Raw genomic sequence first — 16,689 nt, forward strand, 5'->3', positions numbered from 1 at the left:
CTGTAGCCACATTGTAATGCGCCACGTACCACGGAGACGACTGCTTCGTCAGCACTGATCGAGGAGCTGCCGACGCCGGCGGTAGCGGCCCACACTGACCAATACACGCGACGCGGTGCTGGCCAGGAAGTTCGCCGGATAAGATAGTGGACTCGCCGGGACCGAGCGAACGCGAAGCGTTCGCGAGGGTCGGCGAGTCCACTGACTGGAGTGAGCGAAGCGAACGGAAGGAAGTGGACTCGCCGGGATTTGAACCCGGAACCAGACGGTCGCCTCGCTCCGCTCGGCGCTGCGACTGGTAGGGGTTCAAATCCTGCCTCGACCATTCTCGCTCGCTCGAAAAACTCGCTCGCTCCGATGGACTCGCCGGGATTTGAACCCGGGGCCTTCCCCGTGCCAGGGGGATGATCTACCACTGATCTACGAGCCCGCCTGCAAAAACACGTATCCGGGGACTTTTCATAAACCCATCGAAGCAGGCGGCGGGTCGTCATCGAGTGACACGGCCGTGGTGTCAACCGTCCGACCGTCTGAGTATCAATTTCTGTACTGCCAGGCCAACGGATATAACGGGGACCGTCGTTCAGTCGCCAAGGCACGGGGCCTGTGGCGCCTTCCGGGGGGACGGCGTCCGCGGGGACCGTCAGACACACACCATGCGACGATTCGGGGACCAAACGGGGCCCGTGAAGTCACACGGCACGGGCCCACAGCGAGACGGGCGTACCGAGCGACTGCTCGACCGCCGGGACGGGCGCGGACAGACGACGCTAGATTTCGCCATCGGCATGAGCATCTTTCTGCTGGCGCTGACGTTCGCGCTGGCGTTCGTTCCGGGGATGCTGGAGCCGTTCTCTGACAGCGGGCAGACCGAGACGCCGGCGGTCAACCGCGTCGCTGACGACCTCACCCAGCGGTCGCTGGGCAACGCGACCGCGCCGTACGTGCTCGACAGCGAGTGCACGGAGGCGTTCTTCGACGAGGCGGTTACCGCGTGTGGCTTCGACGGCGACCCGATTCAGCAACGCGTCGGGATCGTCGATCGGACGCCGGTGAACGTGACGATCCGTGGCGACGTCGGGTCGGACGAGAACGTGATCCTCTGCTGGGACGGGAGCACGGTCGTCGCGCAGAGCCCGAGCTGTGGGACCGTCCTCACAGACGGGTCCAACCCGGCTGGGAGCGGCGGGAAGACCGTCAGCGCGCAGCGGGTCGCGTTGCTCGACGGGCAGGACGTCACCGTCGAGGTGGTAATGTGGTGAGCGCTCGTCGGCCGCCGCGAACGCCGGCGGGTCGCGGGGACGAGGACGGGGACGTCGGCAGTGCGGACGGTGGGGGCGCCGACCGCGGGCAGGCGCACACGCTGGAAGGGGTGATCGCGAGCCTGATCTTGCTGTCGGCAGTCGTGTTCGCGCTGGAGATGACGGCGGTGACGCCGCTGTCCGCGAGCACGTCGAGCCAGCACATCGAGAACCAGCAGGAAGCGACGGCGCGGGGCGTGCTCGCCTCGGCGGCCGAGACGGGGGCGCTCGAGCGGGCGGTGCTCTCGTGGAACGCGACGAGCGAGCAGTTTTACCAAACGAGCGAACTCGGCTATTTCACCACCGGAGCGCCGCCGAACCGCTTCGGGACGATGCTCGAACGGTCGTTCGACCGGGAGGGCGTCGCGTACAACGTCTACCTGCGCTATCAGGGGACCGACTCGCAGACCCACACGGAGCCGTACGTCTACCAGGGGGTGCCGAGCGACCACGCGGTCCGCGCGACGTGGTCGCTGTCGATCATGGTGGACGACGAGATCCGCGACGAGAACGGCGACCCGACGGGGACGACGGTCGTAGCAGATTCGACGTACTTCGCGCCGCAGCCGTCGGGATCCAGCGTCTACAACGTGATCGACGTGGAGGTGGTCGTGTGGCGGATCTGAGGCCGAGCGTCGGTGGACCCGACGCGGGACGCGGCCAGATCATCCTGGTCGGCGCGTTCGCGCTGGCGGTCGTGTTCGTCGCGCTGGCGCTGGTGATGAACGCCGCCATCTACACGGAGAACCTGGCGACCCGGAGCGAGTCGGCGGAGACGTCGAACGCACACGCCTTCCATCGGGCGACAGAGACGATGGCGGTCGAGTCGTTCCGGTACGCGCACACGGCCCACAGCGGCGACCACGACGCCCTCAACCAGAGCGTCCGGGACGCCGTCGAGAGCTATCACAACGCGACCCGGCGCCAGCAGGCGGCGCACGGGCAGCTGACGAACGTCAGCGTCGCGACGACGCCGGGGGTGAACGTCACAGACGATCCGAGCGACTTCAGCGACAGCGGCACCGACGACTGGACGATCGCGACCGACGTCTCTGACACCCGCAAGTTCCGGCTCGACGTCGAGAGCTGGAGCGGGTCGGACAGCGACGAGCTGTGGGTCGTCGCCGACGGCGGCGACACCTGGTACCTCAACGTCTCCTACGACTCGGCGGCCTCCGAGTACGAGATCGGCGTCAACGATTCCGGGAGCTACGAGTCGTGCACGACGACGGCGACGGCCCCACTCACCGTCGACTTCTCCGAGGGGACGGTCGACGGGGCCGACTGTCCGGCCCTCGACCTCGGGAGCGTCTCGGGGCCGTACGACCTCGGGATCCGGAACGGCTCGGTCGCGGACGGCGAGTACACGATGGTCGTGGACGGCAGCCCCAGTGCTGCGCTGTCCAGCAGCCAGTACGAGGAGGTCCTCCACGCGATGGAAGTCGACCTCGTCTACTGGTCGTCGGACGTGCGCTACCGATCGACGATCCGGGTCGCCCCAGGTGAGACCGATGGGTAGCCCGCCGCCACGCCGTCGCGGGCATTCCGCGGAGCGCGTGGACAGCGGCCGGCGGTACGGCAGTCTCGCGAGCGCGAGTCGCGGGCAGTCGACGACGCTGGAGTACACGCTCGCCCTCGCCATCGCATCGCTGGTCGTCACCGGGCTGTTCGTCGCCGCGGGTGACTTCGTGACCCAGCAACGGACCGAGGTCGTCAGGACGGAACTCGGCGTCGTCGGCCAGCAACTCGCCGGCGACGTGGTCGCCGCGGACCGGCTCGTCAGGGCCGGCGAGCGCACGCAGACGGTCGCGGTCAACGCGTCGCTCCCGCCGACCATCGCCGGATCGCACTATAACGTCGCGGTCACCCACGCCGGGTCCGAGCAGTGGCTGAACCTCTCGACGTCGAACCCCTCGGTCTCCGTGGCGGTCCGGATCGAGACCGAGACGACCGTGGCGACCGGCGCGGTGTCCGGCGGCGACGTCAGCATCGTCTACGACCCCGGCGGTCCGCACCTGGAGGTCCGCGCATGAATGGGCCTCGTGCGGTCGACGACCGCGCCGTGAGCGACGTCGTCGGGTTCGTCCTGGTCTTCGCGATGATCGTCAGCGTGGTCGGGATCGTCTCGCTGTCAGGCCTCGCCAGCCTCGAAACGGTGCGCGACGCCCAGCAGACCGACAACGCCGTGCGCGCGATGGAGGTCCTCTCGGACAACATGGGCGACATCGCCGAGCGGGGAGCGCCCAGCCGGGCGACCGAGATCAGCCTCGAGGACGCGTCGCTCTCCCTCGCGAACGAGACGATCGTGACCGTCCGCGATCCGAACGAGAGCGTCAGCGACCCGTCGTTCCTGCCCAACAGGACTCACAAGATCCGTCCGATCGTCTACGACGACGGCGACACGGAGCTCGTCTACGTGATGGGCGCCATCTTCCGCGACGACCCGCGTGGCGGGACTGTCGTCCAGCCCTGGTCGCCGGTGTTCGACAGTGAACGCACCCTGATCCCGATCGTGACGACGGTCTCGGCGACCGACACCGGCCAGCAGATCCAGAGCTCGACGGTACTCGTGCGCGCGAGCGCGAACCGTCGCCTCGTCCCCGTGGCCGACGACGAGGGGCAATACGACGACGTCTGGATCAACGTGACCTCGCCCAGGCAGGACCTCTGGCTGTCGATGCTCGGCCGGGACCCCGCGCTGACCTGCTTTCAGTCCGGGTCCGACCGGGTCTCCTGCCAGCTCGACGAGACGCCCGAACAGCTCTACGTCACCGAGGTCCGGATCGCCGTCGAACTGAAGGCCTGAGGCGGGCACGACCCTCTCATCGACGCTCCTCGCCGGCCGACAGGGCCGGGTCCCGGACTCGGACTGTGGAGTCATCCGGCGCTATGGGTAGTCGTGGACAGCGAAAGTGAACCCGGGAGCCGAGTGACCGGCCGTCACGAGCGGGAGGAGTGGGCCGGATGGGAGTCGACTGGCCCGGCGGTCACTCGCTGGTGACGTTGACCGGGTTCTCGGTCACGTGGAGGTAGGTGACTGGGGTGATGTCGCCTTCCAGTTCGAGGTTGGTGTCCTCGACGCTGGGGTCGTAGCTGAAGTCGTTGGGGTTGCCGTTGACCGTGATGCTCTCGCAGACGACCCCTCCGATGATGTTCGGATCGACGGAGCCGCCGCCGTTCAGGTTACAGTCCGAGCCGGGCGCGTACAGCAGTCCGACGAGTTTGAAGTTGCCGTTGCCGTTGACCGCCCCGTCCGAGTGCATGACGACCGAGAGGTCGCTCGCCAGACCGCCGTCGTTGAGGTCGTCGTTCGACCCCATGTCGAAGGAGTTGCGGACGAGGATCGTCGTGTTGTGACTGCTCGTGATCGTCACGCCCTCCGGGCTGAAGTTCTCGTCGACGACCACCGTGACGTCGTCGCCGGGGTTGTCGATCTCGAGCGTCTCGGAGAAGTACGAGTCCGTGTAGTAGGTTCCGCCGCTCGTGATCGTGACCGGGTCGCCCGCGGGCAGATCGTCGCAGGCGCCGGCGTTGTCCTCGCACTCGTCGATGCGATCTTCGATGCGGTCGTCGGCCAGCGGGTAGTTGATCCCGGTCTCCGAGGGCGAGGGTTTCGGGTCGTTGCCGTTCATGCGGATCCCTCCCGGTTGCGTCGACGCGAGGACGTTGTCGTAGCTCTCGTCGAAGGGGACGACGAGTTTCGCGCGGGCGGTCCTCCTGGTGTGGTTGTAGCTCACGTTACCCTCGGTCCGCTGGACGAAGAAGCGACCCCACGCCTCGTAGTACTCGCTCCGGACGGTGACGTTCACGTACCCGTTGTCGAGCGGGTTGGTGAAGTTGGCGTCCTGGGTCGCGTTTGGATAGCGGACCCGGGTCGGGTCGGCCTTGGTGACCGTCGCCCCGGACCCGAGACTCGGCGTGCCGTCGACGGTGATGATCGGGAGCGTCAGCGTCGCGGCCCGGAAGTGAAACTCCGGCGGGGAGAGCATGGTCGTCCCGGCCTCGGTCCCCTTCCAGACGCCGCCGCCCTGGTAGGCGACGCTCTGGTCGCCGTTGTCGTACCGGACGGCGCCGAGCGTCACGTTCGTCAGCGTCTTCGTCTCGCCGGAAGTCTCGTTGTAGACGGTGACGTTCATCCAGCCGACGGCGCCGTCGACGCCGTAGCTGGCGCCGCTTGCGGCCGCCAGGTCCACTCCCTGGTGGCTCGTCCCGCCGAGCGCGACCATCGCGCTCCGGGAGTCGAACTGCGTCAGCGACTTCTCGGCCCGGCTGACGTCGAGCCCGTCGCTCGTGTCGTCGAGCGCCGCCGCGCCGATGGACACGACGAGCGCGGTCCCGCCGATGACGACGGCGAACAACAGTACGATCCCCAACACGCTGCTCACGCCCCGAGCGTCCTGACTCATCGGTTTCTGCCCTCCGTTCGCGACCCCGGTCAATAAACGCGCGCCTTCGTTTATCACGATTGAAGTTAGAACGGAGGGGGTCGCAGTTTCCGCCGTTTCACGGCCATTATCTAGCGCTGACGGATAATACTAACTGTGATAACGAGGTGAGGTGCGTGTCTGAGCCGATCCGGGCGGCGGTCGCGCCGGCGGTTCGGTCCTCGCGGCGTTCCGATGGAAACTGTTTAGTGTGCGAGGAGGCACTCTCCGGTGGGAACGCACGACCGCAAATCTGACATCGTCGCGCGATTGCGCGCTCGCGGATTCACCGCTCGCGCAATACGAGGCCTCTTTCGATGCCTCGCGCGACTCGGGATTGCGGCCGTGTTCGCGCCGACCGGCGGTCTCGCATTCGCGGGGCCGGCCGCGGCGCACGCACGCACTGCGCGGTCTCACGACCGTCGAACAGCGGTCAGTCGCGTTCCAATTCAGACACATGGCACGAATGCATACGCGCCGTCGCGGCTCGTCCTCCTCGGACAAGCCCGCGGCCGACGAACCCCCGGAGTGGAGCGACGTAGACGAATCGGCGATCGAAGAGCGCGTCGTCGAGCTGGCCGAGCAGGGCCTCAGCACCAGCGAGATCGGGCTGAAGCTCCGCGACGAAGGCGTCAACGGGACGCCCGTCCCGGACGTCTCCCTGGCCACCGGCAAGAAGATCACCGAGATCCTCGAAGAGAACGACGCCGCCCCGGAGCTGCCGGAGGACCTCAGCAACCTGCTGGAGCGGGCCGTCCGCCTGCACGAGCACATGGACGAGAACCCGACCGACCACCAGAACAAGCGCGCGCTCCAGAACACGGAAGCGAAGATCCGCCGCCTAGCCGACTACTATCGCGGCGACGAGCTGGACGAGGACTTCACCTACAGCGCCGACACCGCCGCGGAACTCCTCGAATAGATGTCCGCCACCGCCCGCTCCGAAGACGACGCTGCCGCCGGCGAGCTCGCCGACCGGCTCCGCGAGGCCGACTTCGTCCGCCTCGTCGGCGCCGCGACCGGCGACGCACTGGCAGCCAGCGGCGTCCTCGCGCGGGCGCTGACGGAACTCGACAGTCCCTTCCAGATCAGTCTCGCGGCGCTCCCGACCGACGCCGAACGCGCGACCGACGCCGACCTGACCGTCGCCGTGGGTCGCGCCGATCCGACGGCGGACAGTTCGATATCCGCCGCCGCGCGACCGGCCAGCGAGACTGCCTTCGAGGTCGCGCGTGGACTCGGCACCGAGCCCGACCTCGCGCTCGCGCTCGCCGGCGTCGTTGCCGACGGGCGTGCCCTCGACGGTCCGGTCGCTGCGGCCGCCGCGGACGCGGGCGTCGAGCGCCGACCCGGCGTGGCCGTGCCGACGACCGACCTCGTCGACGGCCTCGCTCACTCGACGCTCGTCCACGCGCCGTTCTCGGGCGACACCGACGCGACCGCTGCGGCGCTCGCCGACCTCGGACTCGAACCGGGCGAGGACGGCGTCGACGCGAGCGCCCTCGACGCCGACGACCGACGCCGCGTGGCCTCGCTGGTCGCGTTGCGCGCGGCCGGCGACGACGCGGTCCCGCCGCGGGGCGGACACGCGGTCGAACGGGCGCTCCGTCCCTTCGCGGGCGGGCCGTTCGGCACCATCGGTGGATACGCGGACGTCCTCGACGCGCTGGCGCGGGACGAGCCCGGCACCGGCGTCGCGCTCGCGCTCGGTCACGACGCGGAGGCGGCCGCGCTCGACGCGTGGCGGTCGCACGCCCGGCGCGCGCACGCCGCCGTCTCGGACGCGACGACCGGCCGGTACGACGGCCTGTTCGTCGCCCGGGCCGAGACGGACGACGCGCCCGTCGAGACCATGGCGCGACTCGTCCACGACTATCGCTCGCCGGAACCCGTGACGCTCGCCGTCACGGACGGCGCGGCGGCGGTCGTCGCGGACGAACGCGACCTCGAAGCCGTCCTCGCGACGGCGGCCAACGGCGTCGACGGCACCGCCGCGGCGACCGGGACGACCGGCCGCGTCCGCTTCGACGTGGAGACGGGCGCGTTCATCACCGCGTTCAGGGAGGCACTATGAGACGGGCCACGATCACGACGACCCACGGTGACGAGGACGCTGCGATGCGAGTCGCCGCTTCGCTCGCACCCGACAACACCGCGGAGATGACCACGTGCGTCGACGGTGACGCGGTGGTCACGACGGTGACGCGCGAGCGGACGGGCGGGCTCCGGTCGACGGTCGACGACTACGTGGTCAACTGCCGGGTCGCCGCGCGGCTCGGAGGGGGCGAGAGCGAGGCGGAGCGGAGTACAGCGCAGACAGACGACACACCCGACACAGACACCAACACATGAGCGAACGATCAGTCTCACGACGAAAGCAAGAGAAGCGGTGGTACACACTGATGGCTCCCGAGCAGTTCGACCGGGAGGAACTCGGTGAGACCCCCGCGGACGAACCGGACAAGGTGCTCGGCCGCACCATCGAAACCACGCTGGGCGACCTGCGCAACGACGCCAGCGAGAACAACACCAAGCTGACCTTCAAGGTCAACGAGGTCGCGTCGGACTCGGCGTACACCGAGTTCGTCAAACACGAGCTGACGCGGGACTACCTGCGCTCGCTCGTCCGCCGCGGCTCCTCGAAGGTCCAGGCGTACATCACCGTCCTCACCGAGGACGACTACCGCGTCCAGATCCAGCCCGTCGCGCTCACGACCAAGAGCGCCGACGAGAGCCAGGAGAAGGCCATCCGCCGCACGATGATCGACATCGTCGAGGAGTCCGCGCAGGACCGCACGTACGCGGAACTCGTCGACAGCGTCGTCGAGGGACGGCTCTCCTCGGCCATCTACAACGACGCGAAGACCATCTACCCGCTGCGCCGCGTGGAGATCCAGAAGCTGACCCTCGAGGCCCGTCCCGAGGAAGTCGCCGCCGAAGAGGAGACCAGCGTCGACGTCGACGAAGAGGAAGTCGCAGTCGACGAGTCTGCCGACTGACGACGCACGCCGTTTCGAATTCTTTCGCCGCAGGATACCTGTGCCCGAGCGACGCGTCCGTCGTCGCGCCTGAGTTACGCGTCCGTCGTCGCGTCCTCGCTCACGACGACAGCGCCGACCATCCCACCGGCCTCGTGCGGGATGCAGAAGTAGTCGTGCGTCCCGACCGTCTCGAAGGTTCGTTCGTACGTGTCACCCTGGTAGAGCGCGCCGTCGTTGCCGTCGAGCCAGCCGCTCTCGGCCGCCGACTGGGAGTCGAACTCGCCGGTCGCCCAGTAGTCGGCGTCGTCCGGGATCGCGTCCTCGTAGGCGGTGACCGTGTGGGCGTGCGTGCTCGTGTTCTTCCAGACGACGGTCGCCCCGGGCGGGACTTCTATCGACACCGGTTCGAACTTCCGGGCGGTCATCCCGACGTCGTAGTCGCCGGTCTCGCCACTGCCCTCGCCGCAGCCCGCGAGTCCGGCCGCGAGGGCGACGGTGCCCGCACTCCGGAGGAACGCCCGTCTGTCCATACGAGACGGTGGGAACTCGGTCCAAATAGAGGCCTCGGTCTGGAACGATCGCCGGGAACTCGCCACGGGACGACCCACGGGTGGCGCCATCCGTCGGTATTCAATTCGGTTCGCGTATCTTTCACTTCGGTTTATTCTTCGTGAGGATCGAGCGACAACAGGTTCCGATTCACTGCTTGATTGGGATCGCATCCGTGTCATCCAAACATTCAGGGCATTGCGAACGGATTTGACCGACATGTCTGGTTCGCCCTCCCGACGTAGGTTCCTCCGGACCCTGACAGTTGGTGGGATCAGTTGTATCGCGGGCTGTGGTGAGACAGGCGTACCAGGGACCACAGACCAACCCGGCCCCACCACCGGGACAGTGACCGATCAAAAGGTTCCAGAACGTGTCCACGACTACCTCAACGAGAATCATCGCGCACCGGAGAACTACACCGGCCTCACAAATATGACCGGGAGAGCGGAAGTCGAGGTCCTCGTCGGTGCCGATGGAAACCGTGGTCACTACGCATTCGACCCCGCTGCGGTTCTCATCGACGATGGAACGACTGTTACGTGGCGGTGGACCGGTGATGGTGGCGCACATCAGGTTCAGGGAACTCTCGACGCCAGTTTTGAGAGTCGTCTGACCGCTGAGAAGGGGCATACATTCTCCCGTGAGTTCACGCTGGAACCGCCGAACGAGGACGGGGGACTCTATGCGTACGAGTGCAGCCAGCACGACGAATCGAAAGGCGAGCGAGGGGCTATCGTCGTCGGCCCGTGTTGTGGTCAGTATCCGGACCCGACTGACGAGGTGCCCGGCAATTGAGAGAGCCAACGTAACGTCTCTCGCCTGTACAGCGCGTCCGCCGAGCGAAGCGAGGCGCGGTTCGCCGTCAGAGCTTTGCTCTGACGAGCCCGCGGTCGTTCGCGGTGCTCACTCCCGCGGACACCGAACTCGCGCCGCAGGCGCGAGTTCGGCCTTTTTCACCCATGTTTTTGGCGAGGGGGTCGCCGTCGGCGACCCCCTCGCGAAAAAGATGGTGGCGCAACAACTTTTCGTCCGCGACGGGTAGCGATCGACATGCGCCTCAAACCCGACTGGTCCCTGCGGGTTCGCATGGTCCTGGCGATGGCCGGGATGGCAGTCCTCTACGCGGCGTTCGTCGGCGTCGCCGCGTGGTGGGCGACCGACGCGATGGGGTCGGCCGGCTTCGTCCTCGTCGTCGGCGTCGCGGGCGTGCTCGTCACCCTCCAGTACAAGTACGCCCCCGCGGCCGCACTGAAAGCGCTCGACGCCGAGCGCGTCGACGAAACCGAGTACCCCGACCTCCACGCGCGGGTCGGGCGCCTGGCCGCACAGGCTGGAATCCCCAAGCCCGACGTAGCGGTGGCGCCCCAGGCACAGCCCAATGCCTTCGCCACCGCGAAAGGGCGCGACGACGCCGTCGTCGCCGTGACCCAGGGGATGCTCGATACCCTCCAGGGCGACGAACTCGACGCCGTCCTGGCTCACGAGATAGCGCACGTCGAGCACCGCGACGCGCTCGTGATGTCGGTCGTGACCTTCCTCGTGACCGCCGCGGCGATGGTCGTGCGGAACTTCTGGTGGTTCGGCGACGGCGGCGGCGACGGAGCCGGCGGAGGCGACGGCGGGATGCCGTGGTTCCTCGCGTTCGTCGCGATCTCGCTGGTCGCCTGGATCGGTGGCTACCTCGTCTCGCGGGCGATCAGTCGCCACCGCGAGTTCGCCGCCGACCGCGGCGCGGCCGTCATCACCGGCAAGCCCGGCGCGATGGCGGCCGCCATCGAGACCATCTCCACGGAGATGGCGGCGACGCCAGACGAGGACCTCCGCGACCACGCCGAGCTGAACGCGCTGTTCATCGTCCCGGCCGACGCCAAGTCCCGCCTCGTCAGCGCGATGCAGACCCACCCTGACCCCGAAAAGCGCGTCGAGCGCCTGTCCGAGCTGGCCGGGGAGTTCGAGCGGGCGTAGGCGAACTGGCGACTCCCCCGAACATCCCCAGCGGATCGGCCGTGCGACCGCAGCGCGCTCGCTGGAACGCGACGACATCGCTCAACACGCCCGCGAACTCGTTCGGTACGGCGGAGACCGATATCACTCGCGGCGAGGACTCCGAAGGGAAACGCTCTTGCCCCAAAGAGTCGCATTTCGGGGTATGAGCAACGGGGACGACGAAGCGGCCGACGAGGACGCGCCAGCCGATGAGGAGGCCGACGCTGGCGAGGCCGAAGAGACGACCGAACTGTCCGCGGACACGCTGGACCAGCGGCTCGACGACGCCGAAAGCGACCTCGAAGCGGCGGAGACCGAGGCCGACCTCGACGCCGTCGAAGCGGACCTCAACGAGATCGAGGCCGACATCGACGCGGCCGACCTGCCGGAACCCGACGAAGACGACGAGGACGCCGAGGACCCGGCGGCCGAACTCGAAGACCGCGTCGCCGACCTGCGCGACCAGCTCGAGGACCAGCGCGGGCCCTACGCCGAGGACGTGGTCGCGGTCCTCGAAGACGCGGAGTCGACCGTCGCCGACACGCGCTGGACCGAGGACGGCCGACCCGACGTCGTCGCCGCCGTCGAATCGTACCTGGAGACGCTCGCCGACGAACTCGACACCGAGATCTCGCCGGAGAGCGAGGACACGGACGACCTCGCCGACGCGCTCGACCAGGCCGCACAGGTGATCGAGGGGAGTACGCTCGACCCCGACGAGGACGCCGAGACCATCGCCGCGCTCCTCGAAGACGCCGAGGCGCTGCAGGACGACCTCGACGCCGCCGAGGAGTGGGACGACCTCACGGTCCGGGAGCAACTCGACGCGGAGGGCTTCTACGACGTCCTCGAATCGGAGAACCGCAAGGACTTCCCCGCCGAGTGGAACGCGGTGAAGGTCTACGAGGAGATAGGCGAGGTCGAACCGATCGTGAAGGCGCTAGAGACGTTCGACTCGGACTTCATGGAGGAGAACATCCTCGACGCGCTCTGGCGGATGGGCCCCGAGGAGGCCTTCGACGCCGTCCACCAGCGGGCGCAGAAGCGCAACAAGCGCCCCGTCGAGATCCTCGGGAAGATCGGCGACGAGCGCGCGGCCGAGACGCTCCACGACTTTATCGACGGCGACGGCGACCCGGCCCTGCAGAAGGTGACCCTGCGCGCGCTCGGCGAGATCGGGAGCGCCGAGTCCGTCCAGCCCGTCGCCGACCGACTCGACGCCGACAACTACGAGGTCCGCAGCGCCGCCGCGCGTTCGCTGGGCCTGCTCGGCGACACGCGTGCTATCGACCCCCTGTCCGACGTGCTGGAGAACGACGAGGCCAACGAGGTCCGGGCCAGCGCCGCCTGGGCGCTCAACCAGATCGGCACCGAACGCGCCCTGGGCGTGCTCGAAGACTACACCGACGACCGCGCCTTCCTCGTCCAGTCCGAAGCGCAGAAAGCGGTCTGAGGCGCCCGTCTCCTCGGCCGGCCGCGTTTTCCGGCGGCGTTCCCCTCTTCCCCTCTCCATCCTGACCTTTATATCCGAGAGCGGGACCAGCCAGTCGCGTGTCCAGAGTGGCGTGGCTCGTCGCCGTCTGCTTGCTCGTCGCCGGAGTCGCCGCCCCGGCGCTGGGAACCGTCGGAGAGTCTCCCGAGCCGTCGCCGGCCGAATCGGTCGACGCGCACCGACCGGTCCAGCCCGAGATCATCGCGGTGTATCCGAACCCTGTCGCCGACGGCGACCGCGGCGAATTTGCCGTGCTCGCGCTCCCGAACGGAACCGATCTCGGCCGATACGAGCTGGCCGACGCCGACGGGTCGCTCTCGCTGCCGAACGGGACGGTCGGCGGCCGCGTCGCGGTCACGGCCGCCCCCGCGAGAGTTCGGAATCTCACGGATATCCGGGTCGTCGGCGCGAACGGATCCATCTCGCTCGCCAACGGCGGCGACCGGTTGCAACTGGATCGGGGGAACGAAACGGTCGCGACCGCGAGGTATCGCGACGCGCCGGAGGGGGAGATCGGTCGTTTCGACGACCGCGGTGCGATCACGTGGCAGCCGCTCGGGCGGACGAACCGGTCGGTCGTCACCGCCACCGGCGGCGAGGTACGGGCGTTCACGCTCCCGGACGCGCCCGCGGTTCCCGTCGAGACGATCCGGGATGCGGACCGCCGGATCTTGCTCGCCGGGTACACCTTCACGTCCGAACGGGTCGCGCGGGAACTCGAACGCGCCGTCGATCGGGGTGTCGACGTGCACGTCCTCCTCGAGGGCCAGCCCGTGGACGGTATCTCTCGCCGGCAGGCGCGCGTCCTCGATTCGCTGACGGAGACCGGCGTGACCGTCGAACTCCTCGGCGGGCCCCACGGACGGTACGCGTACCACCACGCGAAGTACGCGGTCGTCGACGACAGGGCCGTCGTGCTGACGGAGAACTGGAAGCCGGCGGGCACGGGTGGTCGCGCCAGCAGAGGGTGGGGGGCCACCGTCTCCCAGCCACGGATAGTCCGCGGGCTCGCCGAGACGTTCCGCGCCGACGTGGACTGGCAGAGTGCCAGGCCCTGGGCGGAGGTCCGCCGCGGACGCTCCTTCGAGAGGTCGGGCGTCGCGAACGGCTCGTATCCGAGTCGGCGCGCGCCCGAAAGGGTCCCCGTCGATCGGACGCGACTGCTCGTCACCCCCGACAACGCCGGTTCGGCGATCACGACTGCACTCGACGACGCCGACGAGTCCATCGACGTGATTCAGATGTCCATCGACGGCCCCGACCAGCAGTTCCTCCGGGCGACGGTTCGGGCGGCCCGACGCGGCGTCGACGTCCGAATCTTGCTCAGCAGCGCCTGGTACGTCGAGGAAGAGAACCGCCGGCTCGTCGAGCACCTTCGCGAGGTAGCCGAACGCGAAAACCTGCCGCTCTCTGCGAAGCTGGCCGACCCGGGAGGTGACTACGAGAAGATCCACGCGAAGGGAGTCGTCGTCGACGGGGACCAGGTGCTCCTGGGGAGCCTCAACTGGAACGGCGAGTCGATCCGGCAGAATCGCGAGGTCGTCCTCTCGCTGGAGGGCGAGGCGGTTGGGTCGTACTACCGGGACGCCTTCGAGGCCGACTGGGACGAGAAGACGGGACGGGCACTACCGGTCGGGATCGTCGCCGGCGTCGCCGGCTGTCTCCTGCTCGCGACGCTGGTCGCTCGCCGCATCGACTTCGGTTCGAACGTGGGCGTCGGGCCGGATCGATGACCCACGACTGTCGGACGGAAGCTACCGAAACGACGAGAGCGGGCCGAGCAACCAGTACCGGCGCGTCTCAGTCAGTCTTCGGCGAAGGCGGCGGAGCTACCGAGCGCTTCGTCGATCTCGGCGTCGGCCATCTTCTCGACGAGGGCGTCGATGACGGTCTCGCGCATGCCGCGGACGAACTTGATCGAGCCGACGACGAGGTGGCCGCCGCCGCTGACGCCGCCCCCGTCGATCTCGTCTTTCAGTTCCTCGACCATGTTCGGAATGTCGAGGCGGACGCCGTCCGACCGGAGCACGGCGAAGTCCGGACCGTAGCCGATGCTGATGACCGGGTCGCCGGTCTCGGCGACCTTCGAGTCGTGGATCTTGCCGGTCGTCTTGCCGGGCGCGGGGTAGGTGAACCGGTGGGCGTGGTTCTCGACGTCGATCCGGTAGAGGTGGGCGTCGTTGTCCAGCCGCTCGTGGTCGACGTGGGGCATCGCGGCGTCGAGCTGTCGTTCCACGTCGCGCTCGGCGCGCGTGGCGAGGAACTCGACGAGTTCGCGGTGGCGCTGTTCGTCGTCGCAGTCCACGTTGAGCGCGTCGGTGATGAGCTGACCGCCGTCGTCGTAGCGCAGCCAGAAGGTGGCGTAGTCCAGCGCCTCGCCGACGTCGCGCAGTTCGGACTCGTCGTACCCCTCCTCCCGGGCGAGGTCGAGGTAGTCGTCCATCGCCGCTGCCTCCGAGCGGTCCGAGAGGCCCGCGACGGCGGGGACGTGGCGCAGTTCGTCGGTGACGTCGGGGTCGATCATCCGCGCGAGTTCGACGCACATCATCCCCGTGGTGATGCGGTAGTCCTCGTCGTGGAGGTACGGGTTGACGTGCTCGTCGAGGAGTTCACCGACCGCGTCGGGGTCGGGATGGTGGTGGTCGACGACGACGATGGGCACGTCGTAGTGGGCGAGGTTGCGGTAGGCGGGCGTGTCCTCCTCGGTCGACCCGTTGTCGAGCATGAGCAGGAGCGGGAGGCGCTGGCCGTGCCGTTTCCGGTCCTCCAGCGCGAAGTTCAGGTCGCGGGTCACGTCCTCCATCTCGTAGTACGGCGCCTTGCTCGGCAGGCGCTTGAGGAGGTGCTGTGCGGCGTCGGGGTCCTCGTAAGTGTCCTCGATGAACCGCTCCAGCGCGACCTGCATCGGGACGCTCGCGCAGATGCCGTCGCCGTCGGCGTGGTGGCGCATCCGGATGGGGCGCCCCTCCAGGATCTCGCGGCGGAGCCGTCGTGCGACTGCCTGCAGGTCGTCGTGGAGTTTCTCGAAGGCGTCCCACTCCACGAGCGGGTCGGGGTCGTGGGGCGCGGCGAGGTCGTCGAGCTGCTCGTCTTGCGCCTCGCGGACGGTGGCCGCGTCGTCGCCGTCCAGAACCTGGAGGTCGTCGATCTCGACCTGGGCCGCGCCTTCGCGCGTCTCGACGTAGCCCTCGATGCGGACTACGTCGTCGAGGGCGACGTCCTCGTAGGCGCGGACGCCCGCGTCCTCGAAGGCGGTACAGGGCGCGATGCCGGTCGCGTCGCGCACCTGGAAGACGGTCGGGCCGCCGGTCTGTTTGATCTGGACGACGACGCCCTCCAGGGTAATCGACTCGCCGACCACGTCCCCGAGGTCGGCGACCGCGTGGCTGTCACGGGCGATCGACTCGACCTCGTAGTCGTCGAGGGAGACTTCGTTGAACGCGAGGTCGCCGTTCTCGCGCACCTCGTCGAGCTGGACGACGAGTTCGTCGCCGACCTCGTAGGTGCCGACGAGGTTCGACGCGTGGACGAGCCCGGAGACCTCGTCGGTGACGTCGACGAAGACGCCGTACTCGACGACGCCGTTCACTTCCGCGAGGTAGAGGTCGCCCTCGGAGACGTACTCGAAGTCACAGTTCGCGTCGAGGTCATAGACGGTGGTCCCGCCGTTGGGGACCGCGACGCCGGAATCCCCGGCGTCAGGTACAGGAGTCATTTGTACTCGATAGCGCTCCGACCGCAGTTTAACCTTCGGAAAGTCTTTGGCCACCATCTTTTTCGCTCGGGGGTCGCCGCAGGCGACCCCCGAGCCAAAAACATGGGTGAAAAAGGCCGAACTCGCGCTCCGCGCGAGTTCGGTGTCTGCGGGAGTGAGCACCGCGAACGACCGCAGGCTCGTCAGAGCTCCGCTCTGACGGCGAACCGGCGCCTTCGGCGCCGGATGCTCAGTACAG

General features: G+C 68.3%; 16 protein-coding genes and 1 tRNA gene. 13 read left to right on the forward strand and 4 right to left on the reverse strand.

Annotated features, from left to right (window positions below):
- Positions 1 to 358: 358 nt before the first annotated feature.
- Positions 359 to 430 (reverse strand) — tRNA-Ala (locus ACMGFE_RS21025).
- A 256-nt stretch (positions 431 to 686) separates the two neighbouring features.
- Between ACMGFE_RS21025 and ACMGFE_RS21030 the strand changes: the two genes are divergently transcribed.
- From ACMGFE_RS21030 to ACMGFE_RS21050, 5 genes are all read left to right on the forward strand, one after another.
- Complete coding sequence (locus ACMGFE_RS21030; protein ID WP_436927250.1) at positions 687 to 1,262, forward strand: DUF7287 family protein; 576 nt, start codon at positions 687 to 689, stop codon at positions 1,260 to 1,262.
- A gap of 101 nt (positions 1,263 to 1,363) precedes the next feature.
- Positions 1,364 to 1,927, forward strand: a complete 564-nt coding sequence (locus ACMGFE_RS21035) for a DUF7288 family protein (protein WP_436927273.1) — start codon at positions 1,364 to 1,366, stop codon at positions 1,925 to 1,927.
- Positions 1,915 to 2,820, forward strand: coding sequence for a DUF7261 family protein (locus tag ACMGFE_RS21040; protein ID WP_436927251.1), 906 nt, complete (start codon positions 1,915 to 1,917; stop codon positions 2,818 to 2,820). Before ACMGFE_RS21035 ends, ACMGFE_RS21040 begins: the two co-directional genes overlap by 13 nt.
- Before the next feature lie 37 nt (positions 2,821 to 2,857).
- Positions 2,858 to 3,334: a DUF7266 family protein gene (locus ACMGFE_RS21045; RefSeq protein ID WP_436927252.1), complete on the forward strand. Its 477-nt coding sequence runs from the start codon at positions 2,858 to 2,860 to the stop codon at positions 3,332 to 3,334.
- Entirely contained in the window at positions 3,331 to 4,107 is a 777-nt protein-coding gene (locus ACMGFE_RS21050; protein ID WP_436927253.1) for a DUF7289 family protein, read from the forward strand. The genes ACMGFE_RS21045 and ACMGFE_RS21050 overlap by 4 nt, the downstream gene beginning before the upstream one ends.
- Before the next feature lie 181 nt (positions 4,108 to 4,288).
- Here the strand turns inward: ACMGFE_RS21050 and ACMGFE_RS21055 are convergent, their stop codons facing one another.
- Positions 4,289 to 5,707: a DUF7289 family protein gene (locus ACMGFE_RS21055; protein ID WP_436927254.1), complete on the reverse strand. Its 1,419-nt coding sequence runs from the start codon at positions 5,705 to 5,707 to the stop codon at positions 4,289 to 4,291.
- 475 nt (positions 5,708 to 6,182) lie between these two features.
- Here ACMGFE_RS21055 and ACMGFE_RS21060 point away from each other — a divergent pair, with 475 nt between their 5' ends.
- The 4 genes from ACMGFE_RS21060 to ACMGFE_RS21075 are packed head-to-tail and all read left to right on the forward strand — an operon-like array spanning position 6,183 to position 8,724.
- Positions 6,183 to 6,647: a 30S ribosomal protein S15 gene (locus ACMGFE_RS21060; protein ID WP_436927255.1), complete on the forward strand. Its 465-nt coding sequence runs from the start codon at positions 6,183 to 6,185 to the stop codon at positions 6,645 to 6,647.
- Positions 6,648 to 7,799, forward strand: coding sequence for a hypothetical protein (locus ACMGFE_RS21065; RefSeq protein WP_436927256.1), 1,152 nt, complete (start codon positions 6,648 to 6,650; stop codon positions 7,797 to 7,799). It abuts the gene before it with no gap.
- Positions 7,796 to 8,077, forward strand: coding sequence for a KEOPS complex subunit Pcc1 (locus ACMGFE_RS21070; protein WP_436927257.1), 282 nt, complete (start codon positions 7,796 to 7,798; stop codon positions 8,075 to 8,077). Before ACMGFE_RS21065 ends, ACMGFE_RS21070 begins: the two co-directional genes overlap by 4 nt.
- Positions 8,074 to 8,724 carry a 30S ribosomal protein S3ae gene (locus ACMGFE_RS21075; RefSeq protein WP_436927258.1) on the forward strand — a complete coding sequence of 217 codons (651 nt, stop codon included), beginning with the start codon at positions 8,074 to 8,076 and terminating at the stop codon, positions 8,722 to 8,724. Before ACMGFE_RS21070 ends, ACMGFE_RS21075 begins: the two co-directional genes overlap by 4 nt.
- Before the next feature lie 74 nt (positions 8,725 to 8,798).
- On the opposite strand, the gene ACMGFE_RS21080 is transcribed toward ACMGFE_RS21075, so the two are convergent.
- The gene (locus tag ACMGFE_RS21080; protein ID WP_436927259.1) at positions 8,799 to 9,236 is read right to left on the reverse strand and encodes a plastocyanin/azurin family copper-binding protein; all 438 of its coding nucleotides are present in this window, start codon (positions 9,234 to 9,236) and stop codon (positions 8,799 to 8,801) included.
- 367 nt (positions 9,237 to 9,603) lie between these two features.
- Between ACMGFE_RS21080 and ACMGFE_RS21085 the strand changes: the two genes are divergently transcribed.
- From ACMGFE_RS21085 to ACMGFE_RS21100, 4 genes are all read left to right on the forward strand, one after another.
- Positions 9,604 to 10,053 carry a halocyanin domain-containing protein gene (locus ACMGFE_RS21085; RefSeq protein WP_436927260.1) on the forward strand — a complete coding sequence of 150 codons (450 nt, stop codon included), beginning with the start codon at positions 9,604 to 9,606 and terminating at the stop codon, positions 10,051 to 10,053.
- A 255-nt stretch (positions 10,054 to 10,308) separates the two neighbouring features.
- Positions 10,309 to 11,223 carry a M48 family metalloprotease gene (locus tag ACMGFE_RS21090; RefSeq protein ID WP_436927261.1) on the forward strand — a complete coding sequence of 305 codons (915 nt, stop codon included), beginning with the start codon at positions 10,309 to 10,311 and terminating at the stop codon, positions 11,221 to 11,223.
- Between the two features lie 184 nt (positions 11,224 to 11,407).
- Entirely contained in the window at positions 11,408 to 12,697 is a 1,290-nt protein-coding gene (locus ACMGFE_RS21095) for a HEAT repeat domain-containing protein (protein WP_436927262.1), read from the forward strand.
- Positions 12,698 to 12,795: 98 nt separating this feature from the next.
- Complete coding sequence (locus ACMGFE_RS21100) at positions 12,796 to 14,469, forward strand: phospholipase D-like domain-containing protein (RefSeq protein ID WP_436927263.1); 1,674 nt, start codon at positions 12,796 to 12,798, stop codon at positions 14,467 to 14,469.
- 71 nt (positions 14,470 to 14,540) lie between these two features.
- Here ACMGFE_RS21100 and han read toward each other — a convergent pair whose 3' ends face one another.
- Positions 14,541 to 16,451, reverse strand: a complete 1,911-nt coding sequence (gene han / locus ACMGFE_RS21105; protein WP_436927264.1) for a Hef-associated nuclease — start codon at positions 16,449 to 16,451, stop codon at positions 14,541 to 14,543.
- Positions 16,452 to 16,689: the final 238 nt, after the last annotated feature.

Source organism: Halosimplex amylolyticum (genome assembly GCF_051414035.1).
Taxonomy (GTDB): domain Archaea; phylum Halobacteriota; class Halobacteria; order Halobacteriales; family Haloarculaceae; genus Halosimplex; species Halosimplex amylolyticum.